This is a genomic window from Streptomyces sp. NPDC005151, assembly GCF_053599875.1.
Window position 1 is genome coordinate 1 of sequence record NZ_JBSFYR010000075.1, and the last position, 19,364, is coordinate 19,364.

Annotated in this window: 18 protein-coding genes, 1 tRNA gene and 1 pseudogene; 9 read left to right on the plus strand and 11 right to left on the minus strand. The window is 68.1% G+C overall.

Features of this window, described 5'->3' with window-relative positions; all coding sequences use genetic code 11:
• Window positions 1-47 precede the first annotated feature (47 nt).
• Complete coding sequence (locus tag ACWD6R_RS30050) at window positions 48-611, minus strand: trypsin-like serine peptidase (RefSeq protein ID WP_451821569.1); 564 nt, start codon at window positions 609-611, stop codon at window positions 48-50.
• A 518-nt stretch (window positions 612-1,129) separates the two neighbouring features.
• Between ACWD6R_RS30050 and ACWD6R_RS30055 the strand changes: the two genes are divergently transcribed.
• The 5 genes and pseudogenes from ACWD6R_RS30055 to ACWD6R_RS30075 all read left to right on the plus strand — a co-directional run.
• Entirely contained in the window at window positions 1,130-1,774 is a 645-nt protein-coding gene (locus ACWD6R_RS30055) for an SMI1/KNR4 family protein (protein WP_451821570.1), read from the plus strand.
• A gap of 383 nt (window positions 1,775-2,157) precedes the next feature.
• Entirely contained in the window at window positions 2,158-2,532 is a 375-nt protein-coding gene (locus tag ACWD6R_RS30060) for a hypothetical protein (protein ID WP_451821571.1), read from the plus strand.
• A 710-nt stretch (window positions 2,533-3,242) separates the two neighbouring features.
• Complete coding sequence (locus tag ACWD6R_RS30065) at window positions 3,243-3,389, plus strand: hypothetical protein (RefSeq protein ID WP_451821572.1); 147 nt, start codon at window positions 3,243-3,245, stop codon at window positions 3,387-3,389.
• A 415-nt stretch (window positions 3,390-3,804) separates the two neighbouring features.
• Window positions 3,805-6,240: a FlgD immunoglobulin-like domain containing protein gene (locus ACWD6R_RS30070; RefSeq protein ID WP_451821573.1), complete on the plus strand. Its 2,436-nt coding sequence runs from the start codon at window positions 3,805-3,807 to the stop codon at window positions 6,238-6,240.
• A 378-nt stretch (window positions 6,241-6,618) separates the two neighbouring features.
• Window positions 6,619-7,423, plus strand: a pseudogene (locus ACWD6R_RS30075) (tyrosine-type recombinase/integrase); the annotation flags it as partial.
• Window positions 7,424-7,660: 237 nt separating this feature from the next.
• Here the strand turns inward: ACWD6R_RS30075 and ACWD6R_RS30080 are convergent.
• From ACWD6R_RS30080 to ACWD6R_RS30095, 4 genes are all read right to left on the minus strand, one after another.
• Window positions 7,661-9,106 carry an LAETG motif-containing sortase-dependent surface protein gene (locus tag ACWD6R_RS30080; RefSeq protein WP_451821574.1) on the minus strand — a complete coding sequence of 482 codons (1,446 nt, stop codon included), beginning with the start codon at window positions 9,104-9,106 and terminating at the stop codon, window positions 7,661-7,663.
• Window positions 9,107-9,323: 217 nt separating this feature from the next.
• Window positions 9,324-9,884 carry a single-stranded DNA-binding protein gene (locus tag ACWD6R_RS30085; protein WP_451821575.1) on the minus strand — a complete coding sequence of 187 codons (561 nt, stop codon included), beginning with the start codon at window positions 9,882-9,884 and terminating at the stop codon, window positions 9,324-9,326.
• 92 nt (window positions 9,885-9,976) lie between these two features.
• Complete coding sequence (locus ACWD6R_RS30090; RefSeq protein ID WP_451821576.1) at window positions 9,977-11,914, minus strand: GTPase; 1,938 nt, start codon at window positions 11,912-11,914, stop codon at window positions 9,977-9,979.
• Window positions 11,911-13,563 (minus strand): dynamin family protein, encoded by a 1,653-nt coding sequence (locus ACWD6R_RS30095; RefSeq protein ID WP_451821577.1) that lies wholly within the window; start codon window positions 13,561-13,563, stop codon window positions 11,911-11,913. Before ACWD6R_RS30095 ends, ACWD6R_RS30090 begins: the two co-directional genes overlap by 4 nt.
• A gap of 318 nt (window positions 13,564-13,881) precedes the next feature.
• Here ACWD6R_RS30095 and ACWD6R_RS30100 point away from each other — a divergent pair.
• Window positions 13,882-13,954 (plus strand) — tRNA-Arg (locus tag ACWD6R_RS30100).
• A 199-nt stretch (window positions 13,955-14,153) separates the two neighbouring features.
• On the opposite strand, the gene ACWD6R_RS30105 is transcribed toward ACWD6R_RS30100, so the two are convergent.
• Window positions 14,154-14,327 carry a hypothetical protein gene (locus ACWD6R_RS30105; protein ID WP_451821578.1) on the minus strand — a complete coding sequence of 58 codons (174 nt, stop codon included), beginning with the start codon at window positions 14,325-14,327 and terminating at the stop codon, window positions 14,154-14,156.
• 97 nt (window positions 14,328-14,424) lie between these two features.
• On the opposite strand from ACWD6R_RS30105, the gene ACWD6R_RS30110 reads away from it, so the two are divergent.
• Window positions 14,425-14,859 carry a hypothetical protein gene (locus ACWD6R_RS30110; RefSeq protein WP_451821579.1) on the plus strand — a complete coding sequence of 145 codons (435 nt, stop codon included), beginning with the start codon at window positions 14,425-14,427 and terminating at the stop codon, window positions 14,857-14,859.
• 83 nt (window positions 14,860-14,942) lie between these two features.
• On the opposite strand, the gene ACWD6R_RS30115 is transcribed toward ACWD6R_RS30110, so the two are convergent.
• The 3 genes from ACWD6R_RS30115 to ACWD6R_RS30125 form a co-directional block, all read right to left on the minus strand.
• Entirely contained in the window at window positions 14,943-15,308 is a 366-nt protein-coding gene (locus ACWD6R_RS30115; RefSeq protein WP_451821580.1) for a hypothetical protein, read from the minus strand.
• Window positions 15,305-15,661: a helix-turn-helix domain-containing protein gene (locus tag ACWD6R_RS30120; RefSeq protein ID WP_451821581.1), complete on the minus strand. Its 357-nt coding sequence runs from the start codon at window positions 15,659-15,661 to the stop codon at window positions 15,305-15,307. Before ACWD6R_RS30120 ends, ACWD6R_RS30115 begins: the two co-directional genes overlap by 4 nt.
• Window positions 15,662-15,908: 247 nt before the next feature.
• Window positions 15,909-16,652, minus strand: coding sequence for a hypothetical protein (locus ACWD6R_RS30125; RefSeq protein WP_451821582.1), 744 nt, complete (start codon window positions 16,650-16,652; stop codon window positions 15,909-15,911).
• Window positions 16,653-16,693: 41 nt separating this feature from the next.
• Here ACWD6R_RS30125 and ACWD6R_RS30130 point away from each other — a divergent pair, with 41 nt between their 5' ends.
• Window positions 16,694-17,362, plus strand: a complete 669-nt coding sequence (locus ACWD6R_RS30130) for a hypothetical protein (RefSeq protein ID WP_451821583.1) — start codon at window positions 16,694-16,696, stop codon at window positions 17,360-17,362.
• Between the two features lie 8 nt (window positions 17,363-17,370).
• Here the strand turns inward: ACWD6R_RS30130 and ACWD6R_RS30135 are convergent, their stop codons facing one another.
• Complete coding sequence (locus ACWD6R_RS30135) at window positions 17,371-17,658, minus strand: hypothetical protein (RefSeq protein WP_451821602.1); 288 nt, start codon at window positions 17,656-17,658, stop codon at window positions 17,371-17,373.
• An 85-nt stretch (window positions 17,659-17,743) separates the two neighbouring features.
• Window positions 17,744-18,313, minus strand: a complete 570-nt coding sequence (locus ACWD6R_RS30140) for a flavoprotein (RefSeq protein ID WP_451821584.1) — start codon at window positions 18,311-18,313, stop codon at window positions 17,744-17,746.
• 418 nt (window positions 18,314-18,731) lie between these two features.
• Here ACWD6R_RS30140 and ACWD6R_RS30145 point away from each other — a divergent pair, with 418 nt between their 5' ends.
• Complete coding sequence (locus ACWD6R_RS30145) at window positions 18,732-18,992, plus strand: hypothetical protein (protein WP_451821585.1); 261 nt, start codon at window positions 18,732-18,734, stop codon at window positions 18,990-18,992.
• Window positions 18,993-19,364: the final 372 nt, after the last annotated feature.

The following is a 19,364-nucleotide window of genomic DNA, read 5'->3' on the forward strand; positions in this document are numbered from 1 at the left end:
CCGCCCACCCCGGCTGCACCTCATCCGTCACCCCCGCATCCTAGGGGTCAACGGCATCCATAAGCCGAGGAGTTATTAATCGACAGCCCCCAGGGGATCCGCAGCAGGGCACTCTCGAGGTATTCGCGCGAATTGCCGCCTTCGCAGTGCAGGAGCCGGTTCGTGTACGGGTAGCCGAAGAAGTGGGTGCGAGTACCCGATTCAGCCGTGAACGAGATCCGCTGGACACCGGTCACCTCGGAAATACTCCGCCCGTCGTGGCCGGAATTCATCTCCAGCACGGCGACGTCCAGGCCCTGGTCCTGCCACTCCTCGGCCATCCGCACCCGGCGCACCGTGAAGCCGCCGTAGGGGCTCTTACCGTCGCGGTAGCCAGGCACGAAGTAGAGCTGCTGGTCCCACGTCGCCGACCGGGAGGGCTCCCCGGCATCCGACGTTCTGACACAGTGCGCGGCGGTTATCACCGTGTTCGTGCCGACCACAGTCGCCGTGCAGGCACCCAAGCCGACCCCTGCGCCCTGGGAGTACAGGCGGCCGACAGTACGGGCGATGAGACCGCCCTCTGCCCATTCGGGCTGCACGGGATCGCCAATGGCGTCCCCGCGGGCCACGTTCCGTCATGGCTGCACTGTTACCGGCCCCGCATGACCACCCTGCTGCCGACCAGTCGGTCGTGCAGGCAGTCGCAGCACACAGACACATCCAGGCCGTGACGCTCGCGACCTTCCACCACGCATGCAGGTGCAGGCCCTGAACGGCGAGTGGTCCCACCGCAGCGACCAGGAGAACAGGAGCGTAGCCCCTCCAGACCTTCAACCGGTTGACCATCGCGCCTCTCTTGGACCGGGCCTGCGGGGACTGCACCGTGCCGCAAGGTCGTCGGCGGGAATCACGGCTGGCATCCAACTGCTCAGAAGCCGAAGAAGTGACGCGGCACCTTCCTGACCTGCACGCACTCCAGCCGCCGCCCTTCTGGCCTGCGGGTTAGCGGTCGGCGGCTGGCGTCGCCTGTCATCGTCAAGTCCCCTCGCACGGCCCAGAGACGGCCCCAGTCGGATGTATCGGGGTCACGGCCACCGTCTGGCTGTTCCCAGGGGGTTGTCAGTACCAGGTGGCAGGATGCCGTGCCATGACCGCACCGATCAGTGAGTCGTGGACGCGAATCGAGAACTGGCTGGCCGAGCATGCGCCGGCGACCTACGCTGCGCTGGCGCCGCCCGCGGATCCGGCGGACATCGCCGCGACCGAACGCGTCATCGGCCGGCCACTGCTGAAGCCCTTGGTGATGTCGCTGCTGCGGCACGACGGTCTCCTCAACCAGCGGGGCTCGCTGCTGCCAGGCTTCTACAGACCGATGAGTGCACGCGAGATAGCGGCTGAGTGGCAACGTTTCACCAGCTTCTACGACAAGCGCACGGCGGATGAGAAAGGAGAGGAGGCGGACTACGACTTCATGAAGATTGGGGCCAGCAGCGTCCTGTACGGACATCCGCAGTTGATCCCCATCGCGCGGGACGTCGGCGGGGGTTACCTCGTACTGGACCACCGTCCCGAGATCGACCGGGGGCGCGTCCACGAAGCCGAGGCCGTGGAAGGCCTTATGCGCAGATCACACGAGATGTGGACGTCCCTGCCGCTGCTCATGGAGGCGATCGCCACGTCTCTCGAGACCAACCAGCCCCTCAACGACTACACGCCCGTAGTGGACGAGGAGCAGAGGCTGTACTGGGACTTCATACCGCTGCGCAGTGACCGGACCTTGCATCGGTCATGACGCAGCAGCGGATAATGAGGTCGGTGGAGTCTCAACGATCCAGTCAAGCGCCACCGCGCGGCCTGGAGTACCAGTTTGGAAGATCGCGTATGCGGATGAGGCCTGATCTGGCGAGAAGCTGACCTGTGCGTTCTTGAGATGCTCGCCGACGTTCCCCGTGGTTCCCCACCAATCGCCGCTCGATCGGGCACTCAGGGGGCACGCGTGCCCGTCTCGCGCCGGTTGGAGTCTCTAGCCGCCCCCCATTGGGCTAGGGCGGTCTATCCGGCCCTCACGGCGGCTTCTCGCGAAGCGAGCCTGACGTCTGGCCGGTTGCCAACGGATCCGGGTCCGAGGTCCTGCGTGCCGATGCTTACACGAGGTCGGCCGTTTACGGTGTCCTGGTGAAGAACGACCGACGCCTCCGGCGCCTCGTCGTGGGCGACGCCACCTGGTACTGGACGGTCCGGCAGCGGGTGAAGCCCGCCTATGAGGACTGTCGCCTGACGCTCCCCCTCTACCCCGAGGACAAGCGGCGCCAACTGGCCCTGATCTTTCGCCCCGGCTCAGACCGGATCATCTCGAACTGCTACTTCTTGTCAGGAACCGTGGTGCGTCTCCCAGACCACAGCTACCTCAATCTGTACGAGCCTGGAACGGTCCGCCGCCTTCTAGACGCGGCTACGCCGACCTTGGGCCCCTTGACGTCCGAGCATGTGATCGAAGTGGACGGATGGCAGTACTTCGACGCGGTCGTGGAGCCGGTCGCAGCTACTTAGCTGGCACGGGCCCGAGAGGTCGGGGTAACGACTTTGGCTGGGAACTGCTTTGGGGCGAGTGATCATGGCCCCGTAAGCTTCCGGCGAGTCGGGCAGTCTGTGGACCTGCCCGTTAAAGCACGACGTTGGGGCCATGATCTTCGAGGCTGGCCCCAAAGTGGCTGGCTAAAGTCGTGGAGCCGGCCGCCCCAGCCACAGCTTGAGATTTAACCTCGCCGCTCGAACACGGCAGCCAGTCGGCGTCACGGCTCTGATGTGCGACCTATGCACCATTGCGCCCCGCTTTGAGTCGCCCCAACAGGCTTGCTCGCGGGGTGAGAAGAGCTGGTCAGCGCTGTTCGAATCTGGGGGTTAAATCTCAAGCACAGAGGGTGTCTCCTAACCTCATGCCCGCTGCCGTTGCGGCAAGTAACACCTCATCTTGCTGACCTCGGTTGGCGCTAGCGTGCGGCGGTGATCAGCAACGAGGGAGTACACCAGGGTGCGGAGGTCTCACGTCGTCTGGCGGAGACAGGTCTCTATGAGTTCGAACCGGGGCTGACGGACGACGAGTTTGCGCGCATCGAGCGTGAGTACGGCTGCAATAAGGAACAATGGGGTTCCTTGTCGGGACACCATCGCCGTGGCCGTGTTCTGTTGGGTCATCAACCGGGCGAAGGCTGCCTGATGCGGCACAAGTGTGCGCTCCGCTTCCGCGGCCCTGTGGGCTCGTGAAGGAGATCCTGATCGTTCTGCTCGCGCTGGTGCTTACGCTGCTGACAGTGGCCGAGATCTCCGGCTTCGTTCAGCATGGCGACTGGTTCGCGCCACGACGGTTTTCAAGAGCGTTGCGCCCCCAAGACCCGAACCGGGACTGACCTGCTCAAAGGTCCCTGACAATGCCGGCGGGGAGCCTGTTGGCCCACACATGGCCCACAGACTTGCGGCAGCGCTGCCGGCTGGTCGTCAACGATTGCTGCCGGCCGTCCTCGGACGGCCTGAGTGGGCCCGGCTCAGCCCCTGTGAGTCCCACCGCGAGGTGAGCCAGCCGCTGGGCAGCCCCTCATCTGCGAAGCCCTTCGAGAGAGCCCGGCGGCACGGCTACCCGAAGGAGCCCGAGCCCTTTCGTGTCTCAGTAACGTCCGTTTTGACTACTCACAGACCATTCGTTCGTTCGTTCGAATCCTGTAGGTCCGCTGTGCTACGTTGCCGCCGCTCCCGAGGGCTGTTCCGCGTCGATCCCTGTGTGTCAGCGTCGAACGGCCTTCACCCGATGCCTTTTGGAGGTGCTGCGTGGCCGCACGCCACAAGCCGAACCGTAAACGATCGCTCGTACGCGGTGGACTCGCCGCTGGAGTGGCCCTGGCGGCCGCCAGCGGAACCCTGCCATTCCTCCTGTCGGATGCCCACGCCGAGCCTGCCCCGCTGACGATGCCGGCGCCCGACCGCTTCAAGCCGGTCGCCAACCCGGTGTACGGGGCGGGGCCCGGCGGTGTCGTGGAGCGCACGGAGGTCAAGGACCAGAGCGCGCTCGGCTACTACCGCTGGACCCCGGACGGCGGTACCCCGGTCGACCTGCCCGCTTCGTCCCCGTACGACGACGTCAACATGATCGACGGAGCGAGCCACGTCTCCGTCACCAGCGGGGACGTCCTCGCGATCTACGACTTCCCGAACAAGGTGCAGCTGAAGGACATGAAGTCCGGCACCACTACCAAGTACACGCTGCCAGACGGCCACTTCTACCGGGGCGTCTTCGGCTCCGCCGTGCTCACCGCCACGCGGGACGCGAACGGCAATAAGAATGTCCTGCACGTGTTGCGCATGGCGGACGGGCAGCTCACCGACACCCCCGTCACCGGTCTGAACGGCTGGGTCGCGGAAGACGGCATGACGCTCGGCGGCGACGACCGCACGGTGGCGATCTGGTACGCGCACCCTGACGGCACCCGCGGTGTCGGTCTGCTGGACCTGGCGACGGCCGAGGTCACCCCGGTGTTTCCTGGCGCGACCGGCGCGAACGCCCAGGTCGTGTTCTCGGACGCGTACGTCGCGTGGTACTCGCCGGAGGGCGGCAACACCACAGCCCGCGTGGTGCCCCGCGCCACCCCGGAGGCGGCCGACATCAAGATCGAGCTCGGCTCGGGCGGCGAGGGCACCCCGCGGCTCGGGCTCGTCGGCGATTGGCTGCTGACCACGCGGCAGATCGAGCAGGCTGCGGGCGACTTCCTCGTCCGCGAGGGCGCCTCGCTCACCGCCCTGCCGATCGCCGGCGGCGAGCCGAAGATCCTGCTGGCGCACGCCGGCTGGCGTATGGCGCAGGTCCCGGGCGGCGGCGTGGCCGTCACTGGCGGCGCTTCGTCCGGGGACTGGGCCGTGCGCCGGGTCTTCGTCGGCGACGACGCGGCGCCCGCGCTGCGGACGGTGCGCGAGGTGGCGCCCAAGGAGGGCATGCTCACAGGGCTGTCGCTCACGGCCGGGCACCTGGTCACGGCCGAGTCCGACACCACGTACCTGCCTGCGCTCTTCCAGCGGAACATCACCCTCGGTGCGGCCCCGTCGGTGGGCGAGCGATCGCTGTTCGCGCGCCCGGACGCGCAGACGACTGGCGAGACGGCACAGCGCGTCTACGACTCTCGTCAGCCGGTCGGCACCGGAGACGGCCGTACCGTCGTCGCCACCACCGACGCGGACGGCACCCAGGTACTGGTCGGGCTGGCGGCGGACGGCACGAAGACGGTCGTACCCGCCGTGGACCCGCAGACCGGTGAGAAGATGCCGACGGGCTCCGACCACCACTCGGCCGTGCGCTCTGCCTCCGGCCGCTATGTGGTGTTCGGCGACAGCGGGCGCGGTCTGGAGGACCGGCAGTACGTCGTCGACCTGGACGCGTCCGGCGGCCCGAAAGTGATCCGGGTCCGTCAGGGCCAGGGCGGGCTCGCGGTTTGGGGCACCAAGCTGTGGATGCCCGGTGACACGGAGGGCACGCTCCAGGCAGTCGACCTGAAGACCGGCGCGGCGACGGAAACGGAGCCGATCACCGACAACGGCTGTCTGCCGCAGCAGATGCAGGCCGTCGGGCCCTGGGTGTACTGGGACTGCTATCCCTCGGGGTCCATCAGCTCCGGTCACGGCGTCTACAACACGCAGACCCAGCAATGGTCGTGGGCCCCGCGCGGCACCCTCGGCGACGGCTATGTGGTGGCGTACGACTACGACCGCGGCCAGCTCAACCTCACGCCCATCGGGGACGCGCCGCGCACCATCGAGGCGTTCACCTCCCAGTACAACGGCCCGCTCGTGGAGGCCGACCGCTTCGGTGGCGCTATCGCGTACGCGAAGGAGAAGAACGCCCAGATCACCGTGGTCGACTCGGGCGTCGCCACCTCCCCGGTGGCCGAGATCGAGTCGCGGGTCGAGCAGTCCGCGAACCTCGCATCGGCGACCGACGCCGTGTGGGATGCCGACTGGCAGCTGTCCAAGCCGGTCACCGGCGTCCAGGTGGCGATCCGGAACAAGACCGGGCGCACGGTGTTCACCGGGTCGGCCAAGGAGTACGCCGCCGCCGTCGCCTTCTCGTGGAACGGCCGGAACGGCGATGGCCGGTACGTCAACGACGGTACCTACACCTGGGAGCTCACCGGCACACCCGCGGACGGCAGCGGCGCCGCCCTGAAGGTCACGGGCACGATCGAGCTCACCAGTCGTACGCAGACCGCCGCCGGCTGAGGCACGGACAAGAGCATCTCTTAGCCGGGCGGGGCGGCACTGACGCACGTCTTGCGGAGTTGGTGTTGCACGCCTCTCTCGACGAGCAGCGGAAGGCGCTGCGGAAGCTGGGCGGCACTCTCTCCTGAGGCCCGTTGGCGTACGGGTTGACGTACCCGGCGAAAACAGCCCCTCCGGAAGATCCCGGAGGGGCTGTGTGCGTTGGTAGGGCGGTTGCATGGGCAAGCGTGTCCCCAACGAGAAGATCGAGCCTTACCGGCAGCGGCTCAACGAACGCCAAGGTCACGCCATGCACGACCGCCTCGCCGAGTGGGCCTCTCCGACCTGGGGCTGCCACCGCGTTGGCCTAGTGGAACGATCCCTGGACGTCCGTGGGACGTCTCCTCCGTGCTCACCGCGGCCGTGGATGACCGCCTGCTGGCCTCAAATCCCTGCCGAGCCCGATCGGCTCAAGGCGCCTCGTCCCGCGCCCTCGCGCGTCCATCCGTGGTCGGCCTCGCAAGCCTTCGCCGTACGGGCTGGACTCCCCGAGCGCTACCAGGCCATGACCGACGTCGACGGCGGCTGCGGCCTCCGCCAGGGCGCGATCTTCGGTCTCGCGGTCGACAACATCGGAGACCTCGGCTGGCTCTACGTCCGGCAGCAGGTGAAGAAGGTCCGCGGCTCCCTCGTCTTCGCGCCGCCGAAGCGAGGAAAGCTCCGGGACGTTCCGCTGGACCCTGCAGTGTCAGTGGCCCTGACCGAGCACATGAAGCGCTTCCCGCCGGTCGACGTGACATTGCCCTGGGTGACGCCGACCGGGCCCAAGGTCACGCATCGGCTTGTCTTCACGAGCAGCGTCGGCACGGCCCTGTGGAGCAACGGCTTCAACGACGAGCGGTGGAAGCCCGTGCTCGCCGCCGCCGGCATCATCCCGGTGCCGGAGAAGGGCCAGCGCTACGCGGCGGCTCGTGAGCACGGCATGCACGCCCTGAGGCACTTCTACGCCTCGGTCCTCCTGGACGCCGGGGAGAACATCAAGGCGCTGATTCTGTACCTCGGTCATAGCGACCCGGGCTTCACACTCCGCGTGTACACGCACCTGATGCCGAGCAGCGAGACCCGAACCCGGAAAGCCATCAGCGCGATGTACCGGGCCGCCGGTCACGCCCATGACGGCCCAGAGGCGGCCCAAGCCGCCTGACACGGCCCCTCATCGACGGGAAACCGGCTGGTGAGGGCTGGCGAGGGGCTGTTTCATGCCCAAGATCGGTAAGAAACACCCCATCTTGCCCGACGTCCATCCCAGGACGGAAACCCGTCCGGTCGACGGTACGCCCCGTGGGTGCCTTCCGGTACGCGACAGCCCCGGTACGCGTGGGCGTACCGGGGCTGCCATCAGCGCATCGTGACGGCGTGGCCCCGATGCGTCACTCTATGTTTACTCCGCGGTGGTCTGCGTCTTCCGCTTCCGGAGCAGGAAGACCGCGCCGCCGCCGACGACGACCAGGGCGATGGCGATGCCCGCGATGACCGGGGTGGCGCTCGAGCCACCGGTCTCGGCGAGGTCACCCCCGGTCCCGGTCCCGGTCGAGCTGCCGCCCACGGAGGCCGGGGCGGGCTGGTCGACGGTCTGGGTGTCGGGGCCGCCGGTGCTGCCGGTGGTCTTGCAGTCCAGGACGCCCTTGAACGTCTTGGTGAAGCCGCCGGGACCGTTGATCGTGAAGTCGTACGCCTGGTCCTCGGCGACCGGGACGGTCACCGTCTCCGACGCGCCGGCCTCGACGGTGTGCTTGATGCCGGCCAGCTCGAAGGTGAATGCCTCGTCGCCCTCGTTGCTCGCGGTGACGTCCACACCACCCTTGGCGCAGTTCTTCTTCGCGGTGACCGCGGGGATCGCGCCCTTCTTGGCCCAGGTCGCGGTGGCGGTCGCGGAGACCGTGGACTCGCTGGAGCCGGCCAGGATCTGTGTCTGGCTCTTGGTCACTCCGGCGAAGGCCCGGCCGACCGGCACCGAGGTGGTGGCCTGGACGGTCAGCGAGGCGGTGCCGTCGGCGGCGCCCGACGGGACGTCGAAGTAGAGCTCGGCGCCGTTGGCGGCGGCGGTGACGGGCTTGCCGCTCTTGTCGGTGACCTTGACGCCGCTGGCGGAGTCGGCGGGCGGGGTCACCGAGACCTGGCCGGCGTTGGTGCGGACGGTGACCGGCCCGAGCCGCTCACCGGACCGGCCGGAGACTGCGGCCGGGTCCAGGGCGAGGGACGCCTTGGGCTCGGCAACGTCCTCGGCGTGCTTCTCCAGCCAGTCGGCGAGCTTCTCGGCCTGCTTGTCGGCGGCCTCGACGTCGGCGTCGTCCGAGTAGCGCCAGATGGCGACCTGGGTGCCCGCCGCCGCGGTCCGCTCGGTGAGCGGCCCGGTGCCGGCCTGCTGGGCGAGCGCCGCGAGGTCGTCGATCTGCGGGTAGGAGTGCTCCAGGATCCAGCGGATCCGGCCCGCGTTCTTGTTGGCGCCGAGCGACGTCTGGTTCCAGGGGGTCTCCAGGTACTTTGCCTGGTCCTGAGTGGGGTTATGGATGTCGATGCAGTACGTCTTAAGCTTGCCGCCGCCGTCGACGGTCATCTCGAAGAGCCCGGCGGGCAGTTCCTGCTTCTTCCCGTCCGTGGTGAGCACGGCCCGGTCGTAGGTCTTCAACCCGTCCAGGACTGCGCTGGCACCACCCTGGTGCTGCGGCGTCTCGTCGGCGGTCGCAGTGCCCGCGCCGACGAGGGCCCCGGCTATGACGAGTCCGGATGCCACCACCGATGCGGCCAGCCGGGCAATGCCCCGGCCCCGTGGCGGATTCGCCTCCGTGTTGGACGATGAAATGGCCGCTGAAGAAGCAGAAAACACAGATGTCCCCTCCGGGCGGGGCCCTCCGCGCCTGATGCGCGTGTGGGGATTGCCCCGCCAGTCGACTCAAGTACCGCGTGAGTACTGGGGAATCCTAAGGAAGCGACGAAGCACAGTCCCCCGTCATACCGTCGTACAACCATTCCGAATCAGAATCGTTATCGCCGGAACTGTGTACCACCCGCCGTCGCCCCCGCTCCACCCGCCCCGGGCGGAGTCACGGCGCCGACGCCAGCTCGGGGATCTGCTCCTGACGCATCATCATCCCCACCGGTGCCTGCGCCGGCGTCCCCGCCGCCTCCCCCGCTGCGACTGCCGCCCGCCGTCGCCCCCGCTCGGCAGCCTCCCCCCTTCCCCGCACATCTCCCGCCCCGTCCGGCCCGTCCCTCCTGCCCGGCCGGGCCGTCAGCGTCGGGTCACCCCGCAGCACCCGCCGGAAGGCCGCCGTCCCCCGTGTCAGATCGTGTCCGACCGCCACCGCCTCGATGTCCACGTACGTCCACCGCTGTCCGTCCCGTTCCTCCTCGCGCACCTTCAACCGGCCGTGCACGAGCAGTGGTTCTCCGACGGAGACCGAGCCCGCGAGATTCGCCGCCAGTGTGCGCCACGCCCACACGGTGTAGAAGCTGGTGTGCCCGTCCGTCCAGAGCTGTTTCTCCCGGTCCCAGCGGCGGGCCGTCACGGCGAACCGGAATCGCGCCATTCCCCCGGTCGCGGTCTCCCGGAACTCCACCCCGGTCGCCGCATTGCCCACCAGTGTCACCACGGTCTCGTTCATGCCTCCGCCTCCCCTTCGGCTCCGTGACCGCTGCCGCGCGGTCACTGATCTCATGCTGAAGGGGAGGCGGGGATCCTGCTGAGGGCTGTGTACTACCGACCGGTTGTGGAAAACTCCGTCACCGTCACGTACCGCTCGCGCACCTCCCGGTACCGCACCAGTTCGGCCGCCACCGGATCGAGCACCCTCGCCCGGCCGACGGCCGCCGCCGCCTCGCGCAGGCGCCGCTCGGCCTCCTGCCCGTACCGCCGGGCGGGCCCCCGTGCTGCCGCCGCACACGACCACTCGACCAGTGGCCCGCCGATCACGCCCGCCAGCATCACCAGCGCGGGAGTGAGCAGTCCCGGTTCGATCACGCCGACGATCTGGCCGGCCAGCCAGAGCCCGCCGAAGATCTGCAGCAGCGTCATGGACGCCTGCGCCAGCACGGCGGCGGGCCACCACGCGGGCCTCGGCGGCTTGCCTCCCACCCGCCCGCTGTGCGCCACACCCGATGCACCGGCCACACCGGTGGCCACCACGCCCCCACCGCCGACTGCGGCCGCAGTACCGCGCCCCGCGTCGTCGCCCGCGCCCCTGGCCCGCCCGTACCCCACCGTTCCGGCCTTCTCGGCCAGCTCGTCCAGCGCCTCCGGCAGCCCCGTCGCCCCCTGCACCGCGGCCTCGCGGACCGCCTGCGCCCAGGGACCCGGCAGGCCGTCCGCGGCGGAGTCCGCCACCGTCCGTACCGCCTGCTCGACGCGTTGCCGGGCGGTGAGCTGTTCCTCCGCCGGCGCGGGCATGGCCGGCGCCCGGTCCGGACTTCCCGGCCGCCGGGTGGACTCGTACCACCGCCACAGCCGCAGCCACGGCGTCCCGCAGGCGCGTCCGGCGTTCCTGCGCCACTCACGTTCGGCGGCCTGACCGGCCGCGGCCGCGCCCACCGCCTCCCCCAACCGGTCGGCGAAATCCTCGCGGGCCCGTTCCCCGAGTCCCGGCCGCCCCTCGGCGACGTACACCGGACGCAGCTTCGCCGCCGCGGCGTCCACATCGGCCGAGAGCCGGCGCGCCGCTGCTGTGCGCTCCTGCACGAACCGGCCGAGCAGCTCCCGCAGTTCACCGACACCTTCGCCGGTGAGCGCGGACAGCGACAGGACGGTGGCGCCCGGTTCGCCGTGTTCACCGAGCGCCATGCCGTCCTCGTCGAGGAGCCTGCGCAGATCGTCGAGGACCTGGTCGGCGGCGTCACCGGGCAGCCGGTCCACCTGGTTGAGGACGACAAACGTGACCTCCGCGTGGCCGGCCAGCGGTCGCAGATAGCACTCGTGCAGGGCGGCGTCCGCGTACTTCTCGGGATCGACGACCCAGATCACCGCGTCCACCAGTGCCAGCACCCGGTCGACCTGCTCGCGGTGCCCGGCCGCTGCCGAGTCGTGGTCGGGCAGATCGACGAGGACAAGCCCCTGGAGCGCCTCGTCCGCCTCCGTACCGCCCTGCTGCGGCCTGCGCCTGAGCCGTCCCGGAATGGCCAGCCGGTCCAGCAGTCCCGCGGCGCCGTCGGTCCAGGAGCAGGCAAGGGGCGCGGCGGTGGTCGGCCGACGCAGCCCGGTCTCGGAGATCTGTGCCCCCGCCAGGGAGTTGAAGAGCGTCGACTTGCCGCTGCCGGACGCCCCGGCGATGGCGACGACGGTGTGCCGTGAGGAGAGCCGCTGTCGTGCGGCGGCCTCGTCGAGTACGCGCCCCGCCTCGGCGAGCGTGGTCCCGTCGAGGCGGGCCCGGGACAGCCCGACGAGTTCGCGCAGCGCGTCCAGCCGCGGCCGGAGCGGGCCGCCGGAGGGCACGTACGCCTCGACCTGAGGACGTACGTCGTCGTCGGGGGCGGCCTCTGCCTCGGGATCCTTGGGGTCCTTGGCGAGGGCCGCTGCGCGCCGGGCGATGAGCCCGTCGTCCCACCGGCCCTCGGACGCGGGGACGTGCCGGCCCTGGCATACGACGACACCACCGGCCTCGCCCTGTTCCTGGCCGTGATCCTGGTCAGTGACGGCAGTCAATGCTGCCACCTCTCCTTCTGCAGTACGGACAGCGCGGCAATCAGTTCGGCCTGCGGCTCCGGGGCCACGTCGAGCGCGTCGAGCGGCGCCAGCCGCCGGTCGCGCTCGCTGCCCAGCACCCGGTCGAGACAGCTGGTCAGCAGCGCCCCGCCCTTGTCGCGCAGCCGCAGCGCGCCCCGGGCTCCGATACGTTCGGCGAGCTGCTCCCCGGCGCTGCGGGCACGACGGCCGCCGAGCAGCGCGGCGGCCAGCAGCGCGGCCACCGTCTCGGCGTCGGGTGCGGCGCTGCGTTCCAGCCGGCGCACCTCTTCCTCGGCCAGCTCCTCCAGGACCCGCCGCCACCGCCGTACGGCCATGGCGATCCGGCCCCGGACGTCCTCGGCGGGCCCCCATTCCCCGGCTTCCCGGCCCGCGTTCCCGAACCCGAACACACCGGCTGCGGGTTCGCGCTGCCAGATGGTCCGGATCTGTTCGTCGGCGGCGGTCACGGCGCACTGCAGCAGCGCGGCGAGGCTGTCCACCAGCGCTTCGAGAAGTTCCTCGGACGTGCTGTAGTGCGGATATCCGCGCCATCGGGTACGGGCGTCCCCGGAGAGCACGCCACCGTTCTCCACCCGCCGCCGGACCCGTGCACCCTCCTTCTGGTAGGCGTCGTCGACCACGCCGGTGAGCCGCACGGCCGCAGCGTGCTGTGCGGCGACGGCACCGGCCAGCTCCGGCATCCGTACGTCCAGCGAGTCGATGACCCCGGCCGCCGTACGCCCCACCGCCTGCTGACGGGCCGCCGGATCCTGTACGCGGTGGCTGAGCCAGGCGCGCAGTGGGGCAACCGCGGTGGTGGGCAGCAGCCCGCTGCCGCCGCCCGCCGACTCGGGCAGTTCGGGGATGGTGAACCTCGGCACCTCACCGAGTCCCGCCTTGGTGAGGAGCGCCCCGTACTGCCGCGAGACCTCGCCGATCACCTGGTGCGGTACCCGGTCGAGCACGGTGACGAGCGAGGCGTCGTACTCCTTCGCGGTACGCAGCAGATGCCACGGCACCGCGTCGGCGTACCGGGAGGCGGTGGTCACCATGACCCAGACGTCGGCGGCACAGATGAGTTCGGCGGCCAGTACCCGGTTCCGTACGACGAGCGAGTCGATGTCGGGGGCGTCGAGCAGTGCGAGCCCACGCGGCAGACTCGCGGCGGTCTCGATCCGCAGTGTGGTCCCGTCCTCCTCCGCACCGTCGTCGAGCCCGTCGAGCTCGTCGCAGAGGCCGGGGTCCGTGGACTCCCCCGGCGGCAGCCAGACCCGGGTCAGCTGCGGCAGCACCCTGCCCCCGGCGAACCAGTGATGATCATCCGGATGGCAGACAAGGACGGGGATCCGGGTGGTCGGCCTCAGTACCCCGGCCTCACTGACCCGCCGCCCCACGAGCGAATTGACGAGCGTCGACTTCCCGGCGCCGGTGGATCCGCCGATGACCGCGAGCACGGGCGCTTCGGGATCCTTGAGCCGGGGAAGCAGGTAGTCGTCGAGTTGTGCGAGCAGCTCGACCCTGGTCTGCCGGGCGCGTGTCACCCCGGGGAGCGGGAGTGGGAGACGCACGGCGGCGACACGGTCGCGCAGGGCGGAAAGTGCGTCGATGAGCTGAGGCCGTACGTCCATGGTCACCACATGCGAAGAATGCCCAATTTTGGAGCCTTTTTGAAGCGTATAGCCACCTCTGCGCGCCGATTGCGCCGTCGGGACAGAGGGGGCGAGTGGGACGCAGGCATAACGAGTGCACAACACCCGGGGCGCGAGGCGTCAAAAGCGATGCGCGAGCCGCGCCTACCTGCGATTATCGGTTCGCTTCACCGAACCTACACATCGTGCCACGCAGGCGAAGCAACCGGGTCGAGGCGATCGGAGCCCTATCCTTGTCCCGGCAAGGTCACGGACCGGCCCGGCCCCAGGGCTCCAGGCCGCCGAGACCACCACCCGGCCCCCGTAGCTCAGTGGATAGAGCAGGCGCCTTCTAAGCGCTTGGCCGCAGGTTCGAGTCCTGCCGGGGGCACTTTGCCCGCACGACATCAGGCCCTCCCTCGGGAGGGCCTTTTTTGCAGGTCACCGCACCGTAGCGAGGGCGGCGTAGCGAACGCATAAGCGCCGGACCGACCCCAGGTCACGGCGGGGAAGGTGCGGCGCTGTCCGGCTGTCGCCGGGTTTCTGCGGGTGGCTGCGGAGAATACGCGGTGAAGTTCACCGGCCGGCCGTCAGTGGTCGGCATCGACCTCCGGGAGCTCTCCTCCCCTCTCGATACGTCGCTTGAGGTCATGGAGGTGACCCGTGACGCACCGGGCATAGATGGCGAGCAGGACTGGCACACTGTTGCCTGCCCAGTCGGCCACCTGCGCGGGCGGTACGCCGTCGTTGAGCCAGTTGGTCAAGCAGGTGTGACGTAGGTCATACACACGCTTACCCAGCGGCGACGCGTACTCCTCAGGGGACAGCACTTCCTTGCGTGCCCTTCCCCACGCTCGCCGGATGACCGAGCCCGCGAGCATCGCCGGCCTCGCCTCGGAACAGCCGATCGCCAGGCTTCAGCGCTTCGGCCTCGATGTGGTTCCGAAGGATTTTCGTGAGGGCCGGCCGACATGGAACCGACCTCATGTCATCCTCGGCTCGCCCCTTGAGCCCGCGCTCTTCGTGCACCTCGCCGGTGTCTGTCCAGTGCTTGCCGACCTCGGGCTGTGCGGTGTGGAGGAGGAGTTCTCCCCACTGGTCCTCGGCATCCTCGTCCGGCAGCCGGACGTCGATGACATCCATGGCTACGGCCTCCTCTGGCCGCGGCCCGGCGTAGTACATCGTGGCGAAGAAGGGATGCAGCCGGGAACCGCCTCGGGGGCGCCGACGGACCCAGCTCAGGAGGTGAGCCGCCTGGGACCGGTTGAGCAGCGAGCGTTTGTCGACTGCCGATGAAGTCTTGGGCGCTGTTCCCTTCCCCTTCGGCAACGGGTTGGAGCGCAGGACACGGTGCTTGACTGCATACTCCATCGCTACGTTCAGGATTCGCCGTTGCGCTTGATGGAGCTGGCAGCAGCGGCCGAGCCATCGAGCAAGGTGGACAGCGCGCGCAACACTTCCTCCACCTTGACGGGGTCCTCCCAAGACGCCATCGAGAGAGCATTGCGCTCCACCCACTTGAGGATCACCGCCATCTCGGGCGGTGCGTCCTCCCGTCGGCGCGTATTGAACGCGTACTCACGCAATGCTCTGCGGATGTCGATCGACTCGAAGCCGGATGGCCTCGCGCGTAGGAGCGCGATGGTGGTGGTCGTCAGCGCCTTGGCCACGTTCTTGCGATTGCTGCCTGAGGTGCGGGCCCACTGGTGGTCGCAGAACCGGACCGCGAAGGCGTACCAGTTCACGTCAGCCGCCCCGGAATGATGCGCGATCGGACGGCCTGTGGCGAGGCTGAACGCCTCACCACGGCGCGCGGGCTCATGAGCGCGTCGCGAACGGCCGGCACATCGTCCTGCTGCTTCTCGTCCTCCACAAGCATGGACTGCCCCACCAGGTCCCCGAGGGGAACCCGCAGGATGCGCGCGAGCTCCGCGAGCATGTCGATCCGTGGCGGCTTGCGTCGTCCGGATTCGGCTTTCGCCAGCCAGTCAGTGCTACGGCCGACCAGCCCGGCCAGCACCTCTTGCGTGTATCCGCGGCGCTTCCGGTAGAACGCGATTCGTTCGCCGATGCTGAGGTGATCTCCAAGACCACGCATGGGGTGTTGCCTCCCGCTGCTGAGTAGGGGCGTCTTCACGGTACCGAGGCGGTGGTGTACGCGTAAGAGATCCCAGCGGTGACCACCGCAATCAGGGTGTAGGGCTAAACGGCGAAAGACCCGGACGGATTGTCCGGGCCTGTGCGACCGCGCTGAAAGGTGTCCCAGCTGTCCGACTGTCCGGTTGGGGCGCTGACCTGCGACAACCGCCCGGACAGTCAAAATGAGAGCTGTCCGGGGTGTCCGGTCACAGACGGGCTGCAACACCCCGGTGTTGCAGCCCGTCGGCGAAGCCGACACCGGTAGGTCGCAGGTGCCGGAGGCAACTTCCCTCTGCGGTTATGCGCACCGCTGAGTGTCTAGCTGTACGCACAACGACGTACTTTCGGGAGTGAGCAGTTCTACGGCGTCTATTTCGTCGCACCTTCCTGACAACGAAGCGATCTGTTCCAGGTTTCTCTACCTCATCAAGGCGCCGCGCAAGCGCGGCGCGCGCCGCAGCCCCCGGCTGGGGGCTGCCTCTGTCTTCGCCCCGGCTGCCCCCGGCCGGGCGGCGGCGCACCGAGCGCGGCACCAACCAAGAGAAACGGCCGGCACGGGGTGGGGAAACCCCCTGTGGCTGGGGCGGTCGCACCGGTTGGTTGCTCAGACATGGCAGCTGTAGTTCTTGAATGAATTCGTCACGCTCACGCTTGGCTTTTTGGTCGCCATTCTCGATCTTCTTCTGAATATCACTTATCTGCTTGTTGAGCAATTTGAACTTCCTTGTCGTGCCAAGGATGGTGATCTCTTTCTCGTCCACTTTGAAGAGGGCGATGCTGGCCGCCAGAGAGGCCGACACGCTGGCGCTGACAACCGAGCTAGTAGCTGACAGGAGCGTAGCGGTCGGGGATTTTGGTTTGACGGACTCCTTTAGCTTCTGAATGTCCGATGTGTTCTTGTCGAGTGCATCGGACAGGGCGTCGATCTGCCGGTTCGCAGATGTGCTCAAGTGGTGCTCCAATCGCCACAGTTGGTGCTAGATTGCGCGGTATGAATACAGAACCTGTGAAGGTAGTCTTGGCTTTGCCCGTTTCGCGCAATTGGTACTTCGAGCCGCGGCGGAGGTCGTCCCTCGCTCGTCAGGTGAAGAAATCGCTGGTGGTGGCCGAGCGGCTCGATGGTTGTGATGCTGTGACCGTGATCCTTCATGGGTATGCGAGAACGGAGAATTCTGGCGGCGAGCCAGCAATCGTCCACGCAGAAGTGCGAAGGGTGGACCTGGAAGAGTGGGTGAACGACTGGGCCACGCTGCCGAGTGCGGAACGTCACAGCGTTCTAGAAGATCCGGTTCCCGCGAATAAATTCGAGGAACGTTTCGGGATGGCGGACCAGTTTCATGGCAGCAGCGATCCGATGAGTGTCGTGAATGAGATAATTCGGATCACTTCGCTAGTCAAGGGTGACAAGTTCGTCATCCTGCGTCTCGATAATCGGAAAGGTATTACTGAGATGGTTCGAGCCCTGGCTCGAATGGAGAGGCCGGACATCTTCTGGCAAGTGTGCGGTGATGCGTCCGACATCGGCTACAGCGACTTCTGGGGGCTGAACGGTCTCAGCCGCGGCGGAGTGGTGCCCAATCTATGGGCGAGGCTATACAGTTCCTGGACCCCCCGGTCGATCACTCGGGGATTCAAGAAGTGGCGCAAGGAGCGGGGCTGACGGCCCTGTCAGCGGGCCCCGAAGAGCCGGTCCAGTTCCTGGGGAGACGGTAATTCCGGGTGAGGTGGGCCGTCCTGAGGTTCGCCCGGTGCCGTGTCATCCTCAACCTGTCCGCCTGGCCGGGGGACGGGCTGAGGGAAGTCCAGGGGCTCGGCTTCCTCGTCGCGATTGACGGTGGCGAACATCCTGTTCACTTTGGCCAGTTGGTCCACCACCTGCGCGAGGAGCTGGTCCGTCACCATCCAGTCGGCCGCCTCGCCGTGCAGTTCCCGCGCGAGCGCACTGTCGCGCGGCATGTGCTCGACGAGCACCGCGAGTCGGCGAGACGTGAGTCGGCCGCGCCAGTGCCTGGCTTCCTCGCGTGTGCCGCGCTGTAGCCTGCTAGCTGAGGGGCATGACGCCGTCGCCCAGGCCTGCGCCTCGACGCGCCGCGCGCTCTACGGACGCCAAGATCGCGGTCCAGGGGAGCTGCCGATTTGCCGGGCCTCGACGCGGTTCGTCCAACGTCCAGATGCCGGACCCGTAAATTAGCTCCACTCCTGCTTTGCGGAGCGCTTCGACATGTCCTTCCCACGCGGGATGGCGGGCGTGAGCTGCATTGATCCGGGGGAACAGCGCCACGGGGACTTCGACGGTGCCCAGCGCTTCGCCGACTTGAGTTAGCGCTTGGGTGTCAGCGATGCCCGTCGCGAGCTTGGCGACGTAGTTCGCGCTGGCCGGGGCGACGACGTAGCAGTCGGCAACCGGGTGTGGACGAGGCTCAGTCGGCAGGCGAGGTGCATCCCGGACTGGCAGGCCAGTCACAGCCTCCAGGCGTTCGAGCTCGCCGTTCGCCCCGAGCCATCGGCCGGCATTCGGGGTCAGGGTTACGGTTACCTGCCAGCCCAGGGCGATCGCTGGCTCGACCAGGCCGGTGCGTAGTTGCTCGACTCCATCGGCTGCCGTGCCCACGACTCCCAGCACTCCGCGGCTGCCTGCACTCACGGTTCCACCACCCCACATCGGTCCGTCCCCTCGGCCAGCAGTACAGCAGAGAAGTACCGCAACCACAGCGACTATCAGCAACCGCTGTTGGTCCCTAAACCCCTTGCGGACAGCCCTACAGCCCTCAGCAACCGCCGTGCCGGTAGTTCGCATCGAGGGGCCGTGGCACGGTCCCCGGGCCGTGCCACTCTCGTGCCAGAACGGGCGGGGACTCACGGGGAACTGAGGTTCAGAGGGGTACTTCCGCCGGGATCTAATCAGGCCGGAAAATCCGCAGGTCACACCCACTCTCGCCCCACCTCGCTCCTAAAGCGGGGGTAGCAAGGTGCTGTCGTCCGGCTGGCAGACTGGTCGCTTGCTGTGGGGACTTCAGGCAGGGGGCGTGATGAGCAGGCGCACGAAAGGTTGGCTGATTGGCGGTTGGCTCGTGTTGGTTGTCGCCAGCTGGTCATTCACGGAGTCGATCAATGACGGGATTGAGCCGACGTCGAGTCCGCGGCCGAAGCCGTCGTCGTCTATTTCTTCTTCTGGGTGTTCGGCGCCGACGCCTACACCGTCGGCCGACGCGGAGCGCGACGTCATCGCCTACGTCGACGCGCAGCGCAATCTCGTTGCCAAAGCAGTCTCCTGCAAGACGTCGCGCTGACGGCTTGCCCTCGCGACGGGGGTGAGTTCTAACTGCGTGACAACGCCGACGTACAGCAGCGGACAAGCGCGCACACCTGCGGACCGTCGCAGCAGGTGAGAGGCACACAAGCCCAAGGTCGTGCGCACAGCGGAGTTGCTTCGGGACGAGGAGGTCGACCACCAGCCGCGGCACCTAGCCGGAACTCTCGCTTCCGGTGAATACCCGGTGACATCGCCAAGCCGTACCTGTTGGGTGTCGCCTAAGCAGCAGGTCAAGGCCGTGATCACAAGCAAGCGCACGAGCCTCTTCTAAGCGCTTGGCCGCAGGTTCGAGTCCTGCCGGGGGCGCTTTACCCGTACGACGTCAGGCCCTCCCTCCGGGAGGGCCTTT